The following is an 18,228-nucleotide window of genomic DNA, read 5'->3' on the forward strand; positions in this document are numbered from 1 at the left end:
AATAATTTTTTAAATAATTTTTGATTAAGGTGTTTTTACTCATTTTTTGCTTCGTTTTTCTTTACTAAACAAAAAAAAGCGCCTTGAAATCAAGACGCTTTTTATATTTTTTCGAATTTGTAACTACAAATTACGGTTCTATTTTATAAAATACATATCGCGTCCTGTATTATTAAGCGGAAATTCTCCCACTAAATAGCTTCTTTTTAGTCCTGCTGACAGGTCGATATGTTGGTTTTGTATTTTCATTTCGGGTGCAAATGTAGCTTTTTATATCTTAAATTAACAAATTTTTAGCAAAATTTAAAAATAGCTATTTTTAAAAAAGAAAAATCCTCTTTGGAATTCGTTTTTTATTGGTATAATTTTTCCCGTATTGCAATCAAAGTCTGAATAGCTTTATGCTCATCTGGTCTTTCGGGTAAAGTTGATGTCTGATAATGATTTTCGATGGAAGCAATCAGATTATCTGCCATCTTCAGTAAATCATCATATTCTCTGTTTCCTGCTTTTATATCCAGAAGTTCTTCGCGATTGGAAACCCTGATATTTAATTTTCCGGTGGAAAGAATCTGTTCAGCAGTCTGTAAAAGCCTGATGGTGTGCATCATGTTTTTGCTGTCGTAATTTTTTCCGTGCTGCTGGTTGGTGTTGTAGCGGTCTTCGTTGCGCTTTTCGATCCAGTTCCAGTATTCGGTGTATTCTTTGCAATATTTTGAATACTCGTCCTGATTGCAGGATAAATAGCCAATCAGTTTTTCACCTTTTGGAATTGATGAAACCGAAACTTCATTGGAGGTTTCTTTCTGAATGATTCCTTTGTAACCCAATGTTTTCTCATGATCGTAAAACATCGCAAATATATCCCTTACATTCGGCATTTTTGCTAATCCAATGTGTGATGCATCAAAAGAATGCTCTATCAACCAATCCCGAATAGGAATTGCTCCCTGTACGGACAAGTCGTGGCTTGTCCCTTCATGCAATACATAACAAAAATCCAAAAGGCTTTTCTTTTCTTTCGGCAGCGGATTTACGATTTTTTTGTTCAGGCCTCTCGCCTTTTTGATTTGCGTTACGGCATAACCGGCAAAAGTATCTTTACAGAGTTTCGACAGGAAATCTTCTATTTTTAACTGCTCCATCAACGGATGTTTGTACAAGACACAATCTTCCGGCGAAGCGAGAATTTCTAAAATATTAGGATTGTTTTTGATGAGTAATTCTACAAAACGACCAATTTCGTAATACACTTCATCATTGGTTTCATTACTTACCTGCGGAATATAATCTAAGCCAAAGAATTTTTCTTTTGGCAGATAATAAACGCCTTTGATATCGGTATCGGATGTTGGTGTATTTAACCCAAACGATTTACTTCCCGAAATTACTTCGAAGAGGATTAGGTTTTGGGATTTTAGGTCCTGGATGGTCATTTAAATTGATTTCTTAAACTATCTACAATTTCTTTAGCAACTCTCAAACCACATTTTAATTCTGAATGAACTATTGAAACTGCTTCCGGAATATTATTTTGCTCTATCAAAACTAAAACTTCTAGTTTTGTTTCATACTTTAAGTCTTCTACTTTCATTTTTTATTTTATTAACGTTCTAACAACTGGCAAAATAATGCTTTTTTTAAAATAAGAAAAAGAATATATTTACGACAGGTAAAAAACAACGAAAACCGTATTTTATCAAAAAATGGTGTATTTTACGGATGGCTGTTTTTATTAAAAATTTTAAATACCTTTGAAGTATGAGCACAGCAATAAAACCAAAACACATAGGCCGAAACATCAGCCGAATAAGAGAACTTCGTGATATGAAACAGGAAGCTTTGGCGCAGGCTATGGGCACAAACCAGCAAGCCGTTTCTGTTTTAGAAAATAGTGAAACTATAGATACCGATAAACTTATCGCTGTAGCAAAAGCTCTTGGCGTAACAGTTGAAGCTATTGAAAACTTTTCAGAAGAATCTGTTTTTAATTTCTTCAATAACTTTTACGACAATAGTTCAAGTCAAGGAAATAGCTTTAATCAAGGTATGAATGCTACTTTCAATCCTCTTGATAAAGTTGTCGAGCTTTACGAACGTTTGGTTCAGGCTGAAAAAGACAAGGTTGAGTATTTAGAGAAATTGATGAAGGGGAAATAATATTCTTGATAACGAAGATTTATCAAATATAAAATGCGCAATGAGAATTGCGCATTTTTTGCTTTTTATTGGAATTAGATCTACTATACTATGATTTACAAAGTAAATTTTAGGACAAAATAGTTTGTTAATATGCATTTTTAAATCAATCCTTGACCTTTGGATTTATTCCAATCTTTAATTATAAACTTTTCAAAACTCTCATCATTTGCATGCTCCAAAACAATAATTTGAGGTTTTATTCCTGTATTTGTATATATCAATTCTATTTCCTCACTCAATACTTTAAAAATATTTTTCACTTGATCTATATTATCATCAAACTTCATTAAATCGTCTTCATCTGTTAACTCTTCTTTTTTTGATGATCGAGGAAAATAGACTTGACTTGGTTGATCTAAAACTAAGAATGATGGTATTACAGATTTTTCATTTTTCAAATTCAAATATAAAAAGGATAAGAATATAGACAAATGTGATGCCAGCCAATTAGCGCCACTCCCCATTTCATCAAGTCTAATTTTACCATCTTTATTCTTATGATAAAAACTAAAATCCTCGATATTAAAATTTAAATCAATAGGTTTTAATTCTTCCTCGAAATCTAATTTTTCACAAATCCTATTCATATTCTCTTTTAGAAAAACTTCCGAATCTTGCTTGAATTTTTCTGGATTATATTTTAGTAGACTTTCTTTGATAATTTTCAAATCATTCTCTAATTGTACTAAATCCTTTGAATTCCCTTTTAGATTATTTGTTTCTAAAAAGGCTGTTATTAAGCTTTCTATTTTTCCTTTTTGATAAATGATCTGCTCTCTTACATTTTTAGCCTCAGTGAATGACTTATTATCTTTACTTAATAAAGTAATATTTTTTGTTAAATCAATTATTTCTTTCTCAATCTTCTTCTTTTCTAATTTTAAGTTTGATATTAATGGAGTATTGTCATCTGAAAAAGTTCCTAATTTAACCAATTCGTTAACTAATTTTTCTTTTGAAGTTGCTAAAACTGCTATATTTTCATTTAAAGAACTATTTGTGCTGTCACAAATTGGACAAATTAAATTAGTTGAATTTTGATTATACTTTTGATGTGAATGAATTTTCACTAATTCTTTAGCATAATCATACCCGTCATCGCTAGTTTGATATAAATTTATCAATGCCTTTTCTATTTCTTCTTTTTCAATATACTTTAAATTTCTTTCTTTTTCAAATCGGTTAATCTCCAGATAAACTTTTGATTGATCATTTAATATTTCAGGAGGAATTGGTAAATTTTTACCGATCTTTTTTAAATCAGTTATTGTTAAATTATCATCTAGAGTAAGATTAATCAATGAATAGTAAACTTGAATGGAATTCTTTAAAAATGAAATTTCATTTTCTTTGGATAATTTCATTTTATCAATTATCATTTTTTCAGTTTTTATTTCTCTATTCTTTTCTTTTTCTTGCCTAATTAAATCATAATAATTTTCATCAACTGCACCTAAAAGAACCGGTAATGACTCAATTACTCTTCTTCTTTTAATAATATCATCAAATCTATAAAATAACGCATGCTTATTTGCAATTAAATTTTGATGCTGAAACAAGAAAGAAACAGTATCTCTTATAGATAGCTTCCCTTTATTTTCTAATTTACTTACTTCGCTACCACTATTCAAATTACTAATAGCTAAACCAATATATTGTTCAAATTCTGTTTGAATATCATTTTTTATTGTACGTAAACTCAAATTATCAAAATATGATATTTTCATATCTTCTAAATAATCTTCAAATTCCGACTCAACATTTAGGTAAGCATAATTCATATTACCTGTTTTTTGCGCGGGTCTTCCAACAATTAAATAGAAATCATTAATTTTAAAAATGACAACAAATAATTCTGCAAAATCAGTTATTTTACCTTTAGGAACACTTGATCGTGAAGAGAAAAGGCAATAATCAATAATTTCTATTATTGCACTTTTTCCTGTTTTTGAATCTCCTGTTATTATATTTAGTCCTCCTTCAAAATTAATATACCTAGATTCTCCATCATCATTAAAAATGACAATTTTTTTTATTGTGATATTCATAACTCAGTTATTTTTAATTTAAGAAATATTGAAAGATAATTTTCTTTTGATATAATTCTCCCCAAATTATAAGAAGCTTTATATATTATCTTCAAACCTGGATCTGTTTCATGACGATAATCAATTCTGTTTTTTAATTTTATAAAATCGTTAACAATCAAATGATCGGCATTTGCTAAAACAATCAATGAATTATTGGTTAGACTTTTATAATTTTTAATTTCCTCATTTATTTGAGTTGAGAAAATTTTAAACTCAGATGTCAATATTAATGACTTAAAATTCGACTTTACGTTTAGTGTTGATAAAAAATTATTTACTAATACATCATTATAAATTATTGGCAAAACAATACCTATAAGTTCTGTTTTAATTCCATTTGTATTATTTGAATCAACACCTGATAAAAAATGATGAAGAATATTACTTGTATGGAATGGATTAAAAATCAATTGTTCTAATTCTTGTGATTTCATTTAGGTTTATTTAATTTCCAAGAAGAAGTATCATATTCTTCAATTATGTTATGAGTTCTACCTTTTGGGTAATAATTTTTTATCGTATCTGATTTAACACCAACCAAATCATTTTTTAAAGAAATTTTTTCTTGATGATTATCATAGAAAGATCTAGAATCTTTTTTATAATTATTAAATAAAGAAAGTCCTAATTTATTTTCAAAAGTAATTTTCAAATCATTAAAGCTTTCTAATATTTCTTCATCAAAATCATCTAAGCTTTTTGCAAGTGATTTTCTACTTTTGAGCATCTCAATTCTATTGATATTTGCTCTAAAATAATCATTTAATGCATTTGCAATTTTTGTTTCGTAATCTATGTTTTTTAATTCTGCCGTAAATTTATATCCTTTATCAATAATCGTTTTTGGATCAACTTTTATATTTGGAAAAATTAAATCATCAATAAGAAAATTTTTTAAATACACTTGAAAATCAATTTGGAATTCATTCTTATCAATTTTCCAAACATAATCATTCGAGATTATCAATTTTTTAGAAATATATCCCAAAAGCAAACATGAAAAAGATTCAATATTATTTTTAGGCACTGAAGTAGTAATTACTGGATGGTCAATTAAAACATCTCTATAAAACTCTCTTGCATTTTTTTGTTCATCTTCAATTTTAAATCGTTTAAGAATACTTTTTAAATCAACTGAATTACAAGACGTAACTTTATCATAATATGTTTTTATAGTTTTGTTTGAAATTACTGAGAGAACTTTTGTTTCCTTTTCAACCTCTGATAGTTCATTCCAATTTTCAAAAATTGACCCAATTCGTATTTTAGCTGTTGTATGTAAAATAAAGTAATTGTAATCTTTAAAATCATTTTGATTATCTATAATATTACCAAGTGTTTTCCAAAAATCTATATGTGTATCGTATAATTCTTTATCATAAATAGAATGTTTTATTTCAATAGATTTATCTCCATCTGATACATCTCCAAAACATTCTAAATGAATTACAGTATTATTTTTTGCATCAAGACATTTAATCAAAGCTACCATTTTTTGGTATTCAAACCCTAATATTTTAGTACTCGCATCAATATTGGACATTATTATTACATTTAAAGTGAGTTTTGCTAATTTATAATATTTAACAGGAATAACACCATTAAGTTATTAACATAAAATGAATTTATTTTTTTGTTTTATATGAAATACACCAATAAATAATCCCTAAATAATAATACTTTTCAGTTCAAAGGTGCGTTAGTTTTGCTAATAATTTTACGGATTTCCATAAATCTAAAAAATTTCTTCGACTTCAAATGTAAATAAACAAAAGGTCTTCAAACCAAGTAAAAACATCTGATTTAAATGCCAATAGTATAGTCGCACTTATAGCTTATTTTAACCATAAAGTTTTCCTAAAAAACAAATCCAACTCCTCATTCATCTTCTTCCCGCTTCCCAACTTACTTGCATTTTCCTGATTAAATTGTACCGTTTCCAATAAAAAATCAGTTATCAAAGTTTCTTTTGGGTGCAGGTATTTTTCGTCCTGAGTGGCTTTTATTTTTTGTAATTCCAGTATTTTTTCTTGTATGTTTTTCGGTGCTATTGGTAATAGATCTGCAAAAGCTACGGGCGGAAAAGTATTGTTTTCTATAATCCATTTTCCGGCTAAAGCGGTGCGTAAGGCGTAGAAATAACTTTTTAGTTTTACTTCTTCCATTTCGCAGACTTCCATAAAGTTTTTTGTCGTTCCTAAATAATGATGCAAAACTGCTATTGGCGAAAAACATGCTGTGGCTATCTCACGCATTTGTTTTGCAAATTCTTCGTTCTCATAATACACAACAGGCGAAAACAGCCATTCCATCAAAGATCCGCTGGATTTTGCTAATAATTTTATGGATTTCCGTAAGTCCCAGCCGGAACCGTCAAGATCGTCTTCGGTCATGAATTCGATTACGTCCGGTTTTTCCCAAAGTGATAAATAGTACTCAGGTTTGTGTTTGTAGATAAATCGAATATCGTAGTCGCTGTCCGGAGAAGCAAATCCCCAGGCACGGCTTCCGGATTCGGCAACAAAGAGTATTTCTACGTCTTTTTCGAGTTCGATTTGTTTTAGCTTTTTTAGTATTTCTGGTTTCATGGCTGGTTTCAAATGTAATTAATCGGGAATGTTTTGGAACAGGTAGTTACACCTGATTTTTTTTAAGGTGCTAAGATTCTAAGGTGCTAAGGTTCTAAGTTTTTTTCTCAAATCCCATTTGTGTCATTTCGACGAAGAAAACTTGAGCGATAGTTAACAGGCGAAGCAAATCACACTAGAAAATCCACAACCAATGTCTCCAATCTTTGTCGAATCCCGCGTGTGATTTCTCCTTCCGTCGAAATGACAATACTTTGTGGTTACAATGCTTACAAACTATTGTCGAGCTGCTCACGAAGATTTGCTTCTCCTGTTCGTTATCGCCCGGATCTCCTTTCGTCAAAAATGACAAAATGAAATGAGAAACCTTTGTTATTCTGTCTCTTTGTATCTTAAAAGTACGGTGTGCGGGACTCGAACCCTCATCCTCTCGCGTGGAAGCAAGTGTTCTTCCCGTTGAACTAACACCGCATATTTCTTAAAAAAGAAAGGTGTGCCGGACTCAAACCGGCAACCTCCTGCGTGACGGGCAGGTACTCTTTCAATTGAGCTAACACCTTTTTACTTTGCCGTTAAGACATTAATTTTTTTATTTACAGTCAAGATTTGACGTACTTTTTGTCATTTCAACTGTTAGAGACACGAACAGGCGAAACAAATCTTCGCAACGTAAATCGCAAATCTTTGTCAAATATTGCGTGTGATTGCTTCGCCAGTTCGCTATCGCTCGTGCTCTCGTTCCTCGAAATAACAAACATTACGTGTATTTATCCCAGATAAAAAAACTTTGTTGCTTTGCATCTCTGTAACTTTGAACCTAAAAAAGAAAGGTGTGCCTGGACTCGAACCTGCATCCTCCAGTTTAGCAAACTGACGCTCTTCCAATTGAGCTAACACCTTAGTAGGATAGTTGGGACTCGAACCCAAAACTTTTCCGGTGGTGGGAATATTTTTCCAATTAAACTACTATCCAAATTTTTACCAGTCTGAGACTTTATAATTTTTTAGCAGAACGCCAAATATACTGCTTCCTTTGATTCCCTGTACTATTGGATCAAAAATTCTGCTCGCGCCGTCTACAGAATCCAGCGGAGGCACATAACCGCTTTCAAATTGTTTTTTACGAAGGCTTTCTTTGGCTCCGGTCGAAATCCAGCCGACATCTACACTGGTCATATAAATCGAATCTTCAGCAAATTCTTTGGCAGATGTAAGCGTCATCATATTCAGTGCCGCTTTGGTCATATTCGTGTGCGGATGGAAAATCGTTTTATTGGTGTAACTGAAAATCCCTTCGGATGATGTGACATTGACTATAAAACGTTCGCTGAATTCTGAATTCAGAAATAACGACTTCAATTCTTTTATCAAAAAATAAGGCGCAATCTGGTTGATCAAATTCACCTCAACGAGTTCGTACATACTGATTTCTTCCAGAGTCGAATTCCAGCTTGTTTTCTCACGATTATCAACCGGCTGTCCGAAACGTGAAAGTGCTATTTCTGTTTTTTCCTCAAATCCATATTCAAGTGCTTTTACTTCGGCAGCGACCGGAGTTTTATTGGCAATCAATTTTGAATTTGCTGAAAATCCAATCAAAAGATTTTCTTCTTTTTGAATCAAAGGCGTGTAATATTCATCGGGATATTTAATGGTTTGCGCGGCATTGTTTATCAAAATATCCAAAGTATCAAATTTGGATTTGTAAAACGATACAAATTCATTTATGGCATTTAAATTTCGTAAATCAAGTCCGTAAATGATCAGGTTGTCTTTCCATTGTTCGAAATCTTCTTCTTGTTTGAACTGTTCTAAAGCAAGTGCCGGAAAACGGGTTGTAAGGACAACATTTGCCTTATTTCTCAGCAATTTTAAAGCCGTTGCAAAACCTACTTTTACACGTCCGCCGGTTAGGATTACATTTCGTCCTGACAGGTCAATATTTTGAAAACGCTTTTCATAATTTTCTTCGGCACAAACCGGACAAAGTCGAGTGTAAAAACTATGGGCAAGTTTATACGAATTATTGCAGGCATAACAGTTTTTAGGGAGATGCAATTCGGTAAACTGCTGTTCGTCTGGATTTTCTTTTTCGGCAAACAAGGTTTCTCCGTTTAAAGCTTTTGAAACCAAAGTCGCCCCCAGACTTACCTGAAGATCTTCTTCTTTTTTTGAAAAATAACTAACACTGCGAAGATTCTTTTTGGCATTTTTATGAATCTTGGTAATGAGCCCCGCAAACAAATCATTGTCCGGATTTTCAAACGGATTGTCTTTTAGAGTCTGCAAAACCTTTATGCAGGTTTCCCATTCTTCGGTACTAAAAATATATTTGTTTTCTGTTTCCATTTTTATTCTTCTAAAAAGTCTTCTAAAAATCCTATGAACTGTTTTCCGTCGGCAGTCCAGCGCAGTCCTTGTCCGTTTTCTACCCGAATTTCGTATACGAGATTGTGTTTGTAATGATAGAAAATATTCCACCATGTTTTATGGCTGATGATGTACTGAATGAGGTTTTCTACCCTTTCTTTTTTCTGGATTGTATTTCCTTTTATTTCTCCGAAAATACTGTTTTTATTTCTTCCCACGTGTTTTTCCCAAGCTCTCGCTGCTATCGAAATTTCTTTATTATAAGGCTGAAAACAACTTTCTAAAAGAATTTCTTTTGCAGGCGGAATTCCGTTTTCATCACGCACACTCGCAGGAGTTAAACGCTGTCCTGAAATAAGTAAAATACTTTCGAAAGGTGTTTTTTCGAATGCTTGAATTAAACTTTTCCGAAACTCATTTGAATCATTTTCAAAATTTTCCAGCGCAGTTTTAAAATAGGAAACAGCATCCTGCAATGAAACGATAATTTCTTCTTTAAAATAAGGCAGTCTCGAGATTTCTGTTTTCTGATTGTACAATAAAATCAGATTTTCCGAAAAAAGACTCAGATTTTCGTCTGTTAAAAACCGAGCGTATTTTTCTTTCCATTCCGAATTCAGATCTGGAATTATGGCTTTTATTTCATTGAAAAAGAGATTGGAATTCATTTTTTTATTCGCAGGAAATTATGGTTTCGGTTATATTTAGTTTCTCCAGAACGTATTTCATTAAATTAAAATTTGCAGAGGCATTGTCTAAAATCCAGGCATCAGATGTTACGGCAATCCAGCTGCTTTCGGCCAGTACTTTATCGGGATTATTTACGAGTTGTACTTCCCAATTGAAATTATTATTCTGAGCGATTTCTTCTATCATTTGTTTTAACTTTCCGCTGTTTGAAACGGGTTTATCAAATAACCAGACTGCTTTTTTAATTTTTTCTTTTCTGAAAAAGTCAGTTATAATTTCAATAGCCTGCGAAGTCTGATTCACTTTTTTATACGTTCCGTAAACACTCGACAAATCTCGGATAAAACCGTCTTGTCCTTTAAAAACATACGCATTCGACAAAGTACTTTCGAGTAAAATCAAAGCATTAAATCCGTCAATACAAATCTCTTTTCCTTCCAGTTCCTGACTTTGAATTTCTTTTGATTTTCTGTTTTCGATTTGCTGCTGGGAAGCGCTCATTCCGCGAACGGCTTGCTGCTGACGTGCATTTAATCTATAACGGTTTCCAACTAAGGTTAAAGTCGATTTTTCGCCGTAACCTCTGCTTAAAAAATAATGCATATCGATTACGGCTTCTTTTAGTTTGAACTGCATTTTTGCCGTTCCAAATAAATCGTCGTCACTGGCTTCTTTTCCTCGGTTTTTGAGATTTGTCATAGTTTAGTAAATGTATATTTTTAATCTCGCAAAGACGCTAAGTCGCAAAATTTTCTTTAGTCTGAATATTTTAAATTTTATTTTCGGATCTTTTTCCTAAATCCCAAAAAAGTTCTTAGCATTCCTCGTTGTTTCCTCCGCAACTTTATCCAAAGCAATTCCTTTAAACTGCGCAATTGTTCCGGCAACATATGGCAGAAAAGCAGGTTCGCAACGGCGTTCATGGTATTTCTTCAAAAGGCTGTTCGGAACATTTTTCGGAAGCATGAACGGCGCATCGGTTTCGATCATCATTCGGTCGAGCGGTACGTACTGAATGATTTCTTTTAAATGGCTGAAACGTTTGGCATCTGAAATTGCTCCCGTAAAACCCAGATAAAATCCGTTATCTAGATAGGTTTTGGCTTCCTGCAGACTTCCTGTGAAACAATGTACAACGCCTTTTGGCAGTTTCAGCAGATAGTCTTTTGTGATATTCATAAAAGAAGTAAAAGCGGCTCTTTCGTGCAAAAACAAAGGTTTCTGAACTTCAATCGCTAATTCTAACTGGGCTCTGTAACATTCTTCTTGTTTGTTTCTTGGGGAAAAATCACGATCAAAATCGAGTCCGCATTCCCCAACGGAAATTACGTGTTTTTGTTGTAACAGATTTTTTAATTTTGAAATGCTCTGTGCATCAAAACTTTTCGCATCATGCGGATGTATGCCTGCCGTAGCGTACAACACGCCCGGGTACTGCCTCGCAATCTTAGCCGATTCTTCACTATTTCGTACGCTTGTGCCTGTGAGTATCATTTGCGATACGTCGGCGTCGAGTGCGTCTTGTACGACATCGTCTATGTCGTTGTGGAATTGTTTGTTGGTTAGGTTAATTCCTATGTCTATGTATGTTTTCATTTTTTGTTTTTTATTTTAGAGAAAAGAGCAAAGAATAAAGAGCAAAGACTTCTACACTTAGTTTGAAAGTCTATTTTCTTTACTCTATTCTCTTGCTTCTTGTTAAAAATCTCCGTAATACACCTGAAAACAAGGCAATTTCAAATCATTTCTCCAAGTATCGACAACCTGGTTTCTATCATCTAATACAAATTCTACGAAGTATTTATCTTTTATAAATTCGTTATAGATTTCAGTTTTGATGATGGAATCTTTTCGGCTGTCTTTTGTTTTACGCATGATCAAATGATCGTATTCGATTTCATGTTTTTGCAGGAATCGTAATGTTGGCTCTTTGTATCGGTCTTCTCTTCCGGAAACCAGTAAAATTTCATATCCTAGTTTCTTGTAATTCCTCAATACATTTGCTACCGGATTGTTGATTTCGTCTTCGTCGCATTTGCTGGCATCAAAAGGGTTTCTTCCGTTCATTAAAGCCAGAGTTCCGTCAAGATCACAGATAATTGCTTTTGGCAGTTCCGGATTCTGCTCGCAGTATTCCAGATTTTTATCGACTTTTTTGATTGGTTTGAAATCAAACTTTTCTTTGGTTCTCTTCAGTTCGTAATACATTTTTTCGATTACCTTTTTTGGAACTTTTCGGTCTCTTTTGTTGTTTCGGTCCAAAAGTTCTTCAAACGGCAAATCAAAAACTTTGAATTCGATATTTGCCATTTCTGAAAATTCGGTTACCGGTTGTTTCAGGTATTCGGCTTTAACGTTGCAAGTATCCAAAATTACATTCCATCCATTTGAAAGCAGGGTTTTAATCTGAACATTGATGATTTTGGAAATCATACTTTCTACAGCTGGTTCCATTACTTCCTGAAACTGCGAAAACCTGATTTCATCACGACTAATTCTCATGGTTTTGGCTTCAGTTCTTATTTTCCATTCGGCAAACGTACTTTTTCCTGATGCCGGACAGCCGACTAATATGGTTAATGTTGGTGTCTTTTTCATTTTTATAATCGTGTTACAATCTCGGGTCTAATGTTTTTTCTATTTCTTCATTATTGATTCTTTTCAAAAGTAGCAGACGCATTAAATAATTTTCGTCTCCTAAATCTTTATAAGGAATCTGAAGCATCTTCTGATTGATTTCCCAGCCGTTTATAGACTGTTCTAATTTTCTTTTTACGTTTCTTTTATCTAAATAATAATCGAAATCCTGATGGAAATTCACTCCATAAATCATCGTCAGGTAATTGTTGTTTCTGACTTTAAAACAGGGTGGCAAACCTTTAATGTAATTCTGAATCGGTTTTATCATGATTCCTTCTTCGTTTGCTTCGGTCAGTTTTTCAAAAAAGGCATAAATTTCTTTCAGCTTTTCTTCTCTGTTTGAAGCTGTAATTTCCAAATGCAAAAACGGATCATCGTTTATCAATTCGTAAGTCAAATTGCTGTTTGGCAATATTTCTTCACCAGAAATTTTTACTTCTTTTAAGATTGTAAATGGTTTAAAATAGATTTCGCCTTCAATTCCAAAGGTATCAATCTGATTTTTAAACACATTCAATGATTCTTGCTGTTTCTCTAAATCCGGAATTTTTATCGCCTGCAAAGCATCATACTGACGTATAATGTGCGTTTTATGTTTCGCTGCAAATTCTTTCTTAGAAAGCTTTTCTTTATCTGAAACATAGGTTGTAAACGCTTCGCCATTTTTGACATTGATTATTTTTTCGATCAATCCGGATTCTTTCAGATACAAATTTTGTGTCTGCAAAGCGTCGTAGTAGCCTGTAAATTCTTTTTCGATTAATCCTCCTCCAAGCACTTTCCAAGGCAATAATTCAGAAGCAATCAAAAGGGTTTCGAACTCAGGGAAATCTGTAAGCATTTTAGCATGTAAATCTCTCAGACTTTCTATTGCCTGCTCTGTATTGATATGATCCAGCTTAAAACCGTTTCTGGAAACAAAATACGTTTCTTCGATGTTTCTCTTTAAATAAATGGTACAGTAAGATCCCATGTATTTCTTTTGAACCACAAATTCGGTCACACCACTTTCTACATAATAATGAATCGCTGTTTCAATACTTTCTATTTCGTTCTTCGGTTTGTATTTTGGCGCTGGCGAAATAGTTGGCGAAAAATCATTGATTTTGTTTTTACAAAACCAGTCTATCCTATTTCTTACTCTAAAGTCTAACATTTTTTCTACTTTTTTTGAATGATTACCGCACTTGTCGGATAAACTCCTTTTACACAATCTCCTACTCCGTGAAATTCTTTCGGATTTGGAAAAATTTCATTTATAAGCGATACGAACTCTGCATTTGATAATTCGAAATCATGATCGTCATGTCTGAATTCTTCTGTCAATTCGTAGTTTACATTAAATTCTTTGTCGGGCGTTGTGACAAATAACTGAGTAAATTTGGTATTGTCCCTAATCCAGATCAACAAGTTTTTTGCTTCTTCTACCGAATTATGTTCGATTACTTCACTTAAAATAATCTGTCCTTCAAAGCCTTTTAGTTCTTCGAGATTTTCTGTCCAGATCAAATTATCTGTTCGGTCTGATTCCTGAATTTTATCGGCAATATGTTTAAAATCAACTTCGTCGTAAGCATAATATTCTTCTCTAAATCCTTTTTTATGAAGCTGTTTGTAATACTGTAACTCACCACAGCCAAAATCCAAAATTGGTTCTTCAAAATTAATTCTGCTGCAGATAAATTCTTTTCTCGACTGATGCGTATCTGTAAATCCAAACTGAATTTCGTTATCAAAATAGGCTTCTAACTGAGGTTTAAATTTCTCAAACTGACTTGGAGAACGCATAATTCTTTTTATAAAAAGATAAAATACGAAATACGGAATTCCGATAAGATTGGTAAACATTGTGATATGTTTCTGAATGAAATAATCATCAATAAAAGTGTACACAGCATATTTGTTTGTAAAATGCGAAAACAATGATACCAATGAGAATTTCTGCATAGCTTCTCTTACTGTAGCGCCTTCGATTTTTAGTTCGAAATTGTTTCCTGTTTTTTTGACAAGTGTAATTCCGTCGATATATTTTGATAACAGATATTTTCCGTTTTTATACCAATTTGAATCAATAAAAAACGTAGGAACTTCTATCGTACATTTTTCTGTATCTACTGCTTCGTAATTTTTCTCTAACCACGGAATCACGGTTGCCGCCAAAGTGCTGTTTTCTTTATACAGATGATTAAAAAATTCACTCATTATGTTTAATGCCAATAATGGGCTGCAATGACTCTGAAAATCGATTTGATTTCCTTCTTCAGGCAGATAACTGTGCTTACCATCTAAAAACAGACAGTGATATTCGTTTTCGGCTATTACGTTTCCAATTAAAATTCCATTTCTCAACTCCTTCATATAAAGTCCCTGATCTGTATTTGGGTTTTTATGAAGGATGTCCAAAAAGCATTTATTATCTGATTTTATTTTTATAATCATGGCGTTTATTTTTTGTCTGACAAATATAGCTTTGTCACTGCGCAGTAATTCTGCGCAGTTTAAAATTATTTTTTATTCTTCTTCCTTATTAAAGGGTTTTTCAAATTTTGGCCGGATCTTTTTCCAGATTATTTCTGAATAATCTCTTTCGTCAAGCATTGAAAATAATACTTTTGGATGTTTACAAGTTTGAAAATAAAAAGCGGTTTCCTTTCGGGATTCCAGAATTTTAAAATCTAATTTACATTGATCTTCGATTGCTTTAAATTCATTTTCCAAATCGGCTTTTGTTTGTTTTACCCAGTTGAAAAACTCATCTGGAACCTGTTCTAAAATTTCATCAAATGGCTGATTGTTTTTTAGATATTCCCAAATAGTCAAATTAGAAACCTGAGTAATGATTTTATGTAAACGGAGGTATTCTTCAAATTTGATTTTTACCCGAAAATTGTTGGCGTACTTAATAATAAAACCTTCTTTATTGGCAAGTTCCATCTCTTTTAAAGTCTGAATATCTTTGATCCCGTCAAATTTCTCGACCAAAGGAAATCCGATATTTTCTAGCGAAAATTCGTTTCCTGACTCTGTATCAATAATTGCCAGTAAAACCAATTCTTCTGATTTTCCATAATCTAAAACAACTCGGTTTTCCGGATAAATAATTTCAAATAAATAGGTTTTGGTTTTATCCAATAACGACCAGGTTTCTTCATATTTTCCATGCAACATTTCATTTGCCTTATCTGACTGCTCGCTCGAAAATGAACCACGGCTTGCCATAAAAGGTTTATCGTTTATCCAATATAAAATTCCGAGTGAACCATCCATTTTATCATACACTTCAAAAGTGGTATCCGGAAGGATTTCATCTTCTATTTCACCCAGGTTGAAAAACTTAGGAAAAGGTCTTGCCACAACATTCCCCTCTGCATCCAGAATAAGACCACGACAGCTTATTGTGATTTCATTCCACACTTTCTCAAATTGGGCATTTTGAGTATAGTTATAAATATACAGATCATGTTCAGGATGTTTGTTTACCTTGACATAATTCTGCGAAATCATCTCTTTTAATAATTTTGTATTCATGAGTTCTAATCTTTGAACAAAGGTTCAAAATTGACTGCGTAATTATTTTGCGTGGTGAAAAATATTTACTTTGGCGCTATAGGATTTTTATCTTCATATTTATACTCCAATTTATTTTTCATTATAAAACTTCTACTTTTGAGTATCATTATGAAAATAGAAAGCCATTTTTGTAAGGTTTCAAAATCTGAATTTTCTTCTCTCAAAAGATATTTTTTCAGATCAGGAAATACATTTGCAATTTCATTTTTGGTGTACAATTCTTTTCCTTCATGAAGCGAAATAGCTTGTCCTAACTGAAATGCAATTGATTTTAGAATATCTAAATGATTCATGTTTTTTCCGAAAGAAGAAATTTGATTCAAATCTATTTTTTCTAATGCCTGAATCTTTTCGTCTAAATTTCCTTTTAAAGCATTTTTAATTAAAATCCTGTGTTCACTTTTGCTTAAAAAAGACAAAATCATTCGGGTACTTCTTAAAAATTTCAAATCAATATCTCTAACCAAAAGTTTTGTTATCTGATTTCCGAATTTCTGATGATGATTTTGATACGTATAAAACAATGCATTATTCAATTCATCTGTTGTGCCTTTATAAACCTCAACTAAATGACCATTTCTTTGCACTGCAAGATTAGCGTTGATTTTCTTTTCAGAATAAAATTTTGTTATAGATTCACTGAGTTTTTTGGATAACGAAAGTTTTTCCAAAATCGTTTCCGGCATTTCTTCTACAAAGAAAACCAAATCGAGATCGAGTGAATTTTCAGAACCAAATATTTGATAAATTGGCGGTTTCATTTTTTAGAATCTTAAAAGTTCATTTTTTAAATATTCTCGCAGATTATTTCCATACATAATAATATCAGCACCACAAGCAGAAATAACAGGTGAAAGATATTTATCTTCAAATACCACAAGAACGCGATAACCAGTCATTGGAATATATCCTACTATTTTTGAAACATCAAACCCTGCTTGAGTAAGAACTAATTCTGCTTCAGATTTGTTTTCATTAATATCATCAATAATCCATCTCGACTTTTCATAATCCTCCGGATATTGATGAAAAAAGTTTTTCCGTTCATACTCAATATCTGTTTTGTCTTCTGGATTAATTGAAATCCACTCCGCATCTATATTTGAAAAAATTAACAGCATCTCTCTGTATTGCCAAGGAAAATCAAATCCAAAAAATATTTGCAGTTCATCAATCTCTTTTCTGCTGATTCCTTTTAAAAATTTAGCATTTGGTTGTATCTGAAATCCCCAGACATCATCGCTAATTTCTATTTTCTTAAACCTTTTTTCAGCTTTGTATTTGATATCTTTGATTGTCATCATAAAGTAAATATTTATATTTTTTACATTAATAATTTTAAAAGAGGTAATATTTAGGAATGGTTTAAGTTTCATTTGGATCGAAGTAACCATTTCCTGACGACACTCTTTTTTTAAGAGCAATAGTTTATAAGTGATAATTTAGGACTCGAACCTAACTAATCAACCAACGAAGTAACACTTATATACGGCATCTTATTTTTTGAAAAAGTAATAATTGGCAAGAGTTATTTTGATCCCTAAACGAAGTAGCTCTTTGCACACGACATTTTTCAGTTTTTAAAAGAAGTAAAAAGCAATAAGAGAATTGGGCGGGGCTTTGTCTGTGCCAGAGTCGAACTGGATAACCTTGCTGATTTTACAGCTTCGTTATTCCTCCCCTAAAATTGGAGACGAAGTATCTCTTTTTTACGACATTCTTTTTTATTTTATTGGGTTATAAGCGAAAAGAGACTATTTTATGCGTGTTACCACTTACACTATCAGATTATCTGAACAGGATTCGAACCTATAATACAGTTCCCTCGAAGTAACTCTTTTCTACGACACCAATGTTATTTTTAAAACAAGGCAATAAGCAATAAGTGACATATCCTGCTCTAACCACTGAGCTACATTTCCGCAATTAAACAGAATTGGTGGGGTTCGAACCCACGACCCGGGCGTTATCAATGCGAAGTAACACTTATTTACGACACTTGTTTATTTCTTTATTTTCAATGAACTTATTTCTTTTACAAATATTCAAATTATACTGCGCAATTATTTTGCGCAGTA

The 18,228-nt window shown here is 32.4% G+C and carries 17 protein-coding genes and 3 tRNA genes; 1 reads left to right on the forward strand and 19 read right to left on the reverse strand.

The genetic code is table 11. The features are described from left to right. Positions 1 to 353: 353 nt before the first annotated feature. Positions 354 to 1,436: a nucleotidyltransferase domain-containing protein gene (locus GWR14_RS06410; protein ID WP_163408205.1), complete on the reverse strand. Its 1,083-nt coding sequence runs from the start codon at positions 1,434 to 1,436 to the stop codon at positions 354 to 356. Further along, positions 1,433 to 1,594 (reverse strand): hypothetical protein, encoded by a 162-nt coding sequence (locus GWR14_RS06415; RefSeq protein ID WP_163408206.1) that lies wholly within the window; start codon positions 1,592 to 1,594, stop codon positions 1,433 to 1,435. The genes GWR14_RS06410 and GWR14_RS06415 overlap by 4 nt, the downstream gene beginning before the upstream one ends. 167 nt (positions 1,595 to 1,761) lie before the next feature. Here GWR14_RS06415 and GWR14_RS06420 point away from each other — a divergent pair, with 167 nt between their 5' ends. Beyond that, on the forward strand, positions 1,762 to 2,160 hold the full coding sequence (locus GWR14_RS06420) for a helix-turn-helix domain-containing protein (RefSeq protein WP_163408207.1): 399 nt from the start codon (positions 1,762 to 1,764) through the stop codon (positions 2,158 to 2,160). A gap of 140 nt (positions 2,161 to 2,300) precedes the next feature. Here GWR14_RS06420 and GWR14_RS06425 read toward each other — a convergent pair whose 3' ends face one another. The 17 genes from GWR14_RS06425 to GWR14_RS06505 all read right to left on the reverse strand — a co-directional run bounded on the left by GWR14_RS06425 (position 2,301) and on the right by GWR14_RS06505 (position 17,454). After that, a complete protein-coding gene (locus tag GWR14_RS06425; protein WP_163408208.1) occupies positions 2,301 to 4,250 on the reverse strand; it encodes a DUF3732 domain-containing protein in 1,950 nt (649 codons plus the stop codon). Further along, complete coding sequence (locus tag GWR14_RS06430; protein WP_163408209.1) at positions 4,247 to 4,726, reverse strand: three component ABC system middle component; 480 nt, start codon at positions 4,724 to 4,726, stop codon at positions 4,247 to 4,249. Before GWR14_RS06430 ends, GWR14_RS06425 begins: the two co-directional genes overlap by 4 nt. Next, positions 4,723 to 5,835, reverse strand: a complete 1,113-nt coding sequence (locus GWR14_RS06435; RefSeq protein ID WP_163408210.1) for a hypothetical protein — start codon at positions 5,833 to 5,835, stop codon at positions 4,723 to 4,725. Before GWR14_RS06435 ends, GWR14_RS06430 begins: the two co-directional genes overlap by 4 nt. A gap of 292 nt (positions 5,836 to 6,127) precedes the next feature. Further along, entirely contained in the window at positions 6,128 to 6,880 is a 753-nt protein-coding gene (locus tag GWR14_RS06440; protein ID WP_163408211.1) for a nucleotidyltransferase domain-containing protein, read from the reverse strand. A 399-nt stretch (positions 6,881 to 7,279) separates the two neighbouring features. Beyond that, a tRNA-OTHER gene (locus GWR14_RS06445) sits at positions 7,280 to 7,351 on the reverse strand. A gap of 16 nt (positions 7,352 to 7,367) precedes the next feature. Next, positions 7,368 to 7,440 (reverse strand) — tRNA-Asp (locus tag GWR14_RS06450). 266 nt (positions 7,441 to 7,706) lie between these two features. Continuing rightward, positions 7,707 to 7,780: transfer RNA gene (locus GWR14_RS06455), tRNA-Ser, on the reverse strand. Between the two features lie 78 nt (positions 7,781 to 7,858). Beyond that, positions 7,859 to 9,229, reverse strand: a complete 1,371-nt coding sequence (locus GWR14_RS06460; RefSeq protein ID WP_163408212.1) for an SDR family NAD(P)-dependent oxidoreductase — start codon at positions 9,227 to 9,229, stop codon at positions 7,859 to 7,861. Positions 9,230 to 9,231: 2 nt separating this feature from the next. Continuing rightward, positions 9,232 to 9,918, reverse strand: a complete 687-nt coding sequence (locus GWR14_RS06465; RefSeq protein WP_163408213.1) for a hypothetical protein — start codon at positions 9,916 to 9,918, stop codon at positions 9,232 to 9,234. Between the two features lie 4 nt (positions 9,919 to 9,922). Continuing rightward, on the reverse strand, positions 9,923 to 10,639 hold the full coding sequence (locus tag GWR14_RS06470; RefSeq protein WP_163408214.1) for a DUF434 domain-containing protein: 717 nt from the start codon (positions 10,637 to 10,639) through the stop codon (positions 9,923 to 9,925). Between the two features lie 96 nt (positions 10,640 to 10,735). Continuing rightward, the gene (locus tag GWR14_RS06475; protein ID WP_163408215.1) at positions 10,736 to 11,536 is read right to left on the reverse strand and encodes a TatD family hydrolase; all 801 of its coding nucleotides are present in this window, start codon (positions 11,534 to 11,536) and stop codon (positions 10,736 to 10,738) included. 102 nt (positions 11,537 to 11,638) lie between these two features. Then, positions 11,639 to 12,544: a phosphatase domain-containing protein gene (locus GWR14_RS06480; protein WP_449528530.1), complete on the reverse strand. Its 906-nt coding sequence runs from the start codon at positions 12,542 to 12,544 to the stop codon at positions 11,639 to 11,641. Between the two features lie 7 nt (positions 12,545 to 12,551). Next, a complete protein-coding gene (locus tag GWR14_RS06485; RefSeq protein ID WP_163408217.1) occupies positions 12,552 to 13,736 on the reverse strand; it encodes a DNA ligase-like domain-containing protein in 1,185 nt (394 codons plus the stop codon). Positions 13,737 to 13,741: 5 nt separating this feature from the next. Further along, positions 13,742 to 15,019, reverse strand: coding sequence for a methyltransferase domain-containing protein (locus tag GWR14_RS06490; protein ID WP_163408218.1), 1,278 nt, complete (start codon positions 15,017 to 15,019; stop codon positions 13,742 to 13,744). A 72-nt stretch (positions 15,020 to 15,091) separates the two neighbouring features. After that, positions 15,092 to 16,108, reverse strand: a complete 1,017-nt coding sequence (locus GWR14_RS06495; RefSeq protein ID WP_163408219.1) for a T4 RnlA family RNA ligase — start codon at positions 16,106 to 16,108, stop codon at positions 15,092 to 15,094. Between the two features lie 65 nt (positions 16,109 to 16,173). Then, entirely contained in the window at positions 16,174 to 16,911 is a 738-nt protein-coding gene (locus GWR14_RS06500; protein ID WP_163408220.1) for a hypothetical protein, read from the reverse strand. 3 nt (positions 16,912 to 16,914) lie between these two features. Continuing rightward, positions 16,915 to 17,454 carry a hypothetical protein gene (locus GWR14_RS06505; RefSeq protein WP_163408221.1) on the reverse strand — a complete coding sequence of 180 codons (540 nt, stop codon included), beginning with the start codon at positions 17,452 to 17,454 and terminating at the stop codon, positions 16,915 to 16,917. Positions 17,455 to 18,228 lie beyond the last annotated feature (774 nt).

This window comes from Flavobacterium ajazii, from assembly GCF_010614725.1.
Classification (GTDB): Bacteria; Bacteroidota; Bacteroidia; order Flavobacteriales; family Flavobacteriaceae; genus Flavobacterium; species Flavobacterium ajazii.

Coding starts and splice junctions, on each gene's coding strand:
- GWR14_RS06410 (WP_163408205.1), bottom strand. CDS start 1,436: ATGACCATCCAGGACCTAAAATCCCAAAACCTAATCCTCTTCGAAGTA.
- GWR14_RS06415 (WP_163408206.1), bottom strand. CDS start 1,594: ATGAAAGTAGAAGACTTAAAGTATGAAACAAAACTAGAAGTTTTAGTT.
- GWR14_RS06420 (WP_163408207.1), top strand. CDS start 1,762: ATGAGCACAGCAATAAAACCAAAACACATAGGCCGAAACATCAGCCGA.
- GWR14_RS06425 (WP_163408208.1), bottom strand. CDS start 4,250: ATGAATATCACAATAAAAAAAATTGTCATTTTTAATGATGATGGAGAA.
- GWR14_RS06430 (WP_163408209.1), bottom strand. CDS start 4,726: ATGAAATCACAAGAATTAGAACAATTGATTTTTAATCCATTCCATACA.
- GWR14_RS06435 (WP_163408210.1), bottom strand. CDS start 5,835: ATGTCCAATATTGATGCGAGTACTAAAATATTAGGGTTTGAATACCAA.
- GWR14_RS06440 (WP_163408211.1), bottom strand. CDS start 6,880: ATGAAACCAGAAATACTAAAAAAGCTAAAACAAATCGAACTCGAAAAA.
- GWR14_RS06460 (WP_163408212.1), bottom strand. CDS start 9,229: ATGGAAACAGAAAACAAATATATTTTTAGTACCGAAGAATGGGAAACC.
- GWR14_RS06465 (WP_163408213.1), bottom strand. CDS start 9,918: ATGAATTCCAATCTCTTTTTCAATGAAATAAAAGCCATAATTCCAGAT.
- GWR14_RS06470 (WP_163408214.1), bottom strand. CDS start 10,639: ATGACAAATCTCAAAAACCGAGGAAAAGAAGCCAGTGACGACGATTTA.
- GWR14_RS06475 (WP_163408215.1), bottom strand. CDS start 11,536: ATGAAAACATACATAGACATAGGAATTAACCTAACCAACAAACAATTC.
- GWR14_RS06485 (WP_163408217.1), bottom strand. CDS start 13,736: ATGTTAGACTTTAGAGTAAGAAATAGGATAGACTGGTTTTGTAAAAAC.
- GWR14_RS06490 (WP_163408218.1), bottom strand. CDS start 15,019: ATGATTATAAAAATAAAATCAGATAATAAATGCTTTTTGGACATCCTT.
- GWR14_RS06495 (WP_163408219.1), bottom strand. CDS start 16,108: ATGAATACAAAATTATTAAAAGAGATGATTTCGCAGAATTATGTCAAG.
- GWR14_RS06500 (WP_163408220.1), bottom strand. CDS start 16,911: ATGAAACCGCCAATTTATCAAATATTTGGTTCTGAAAATTCACTCGAT.
- GWR14_RS06505 (WP_163408221.1), bottom strand. CDS start 17,454: ATGATGACAATCAAAGATATCAAATACAAAGCTGAAAAAAGGTTTAAG.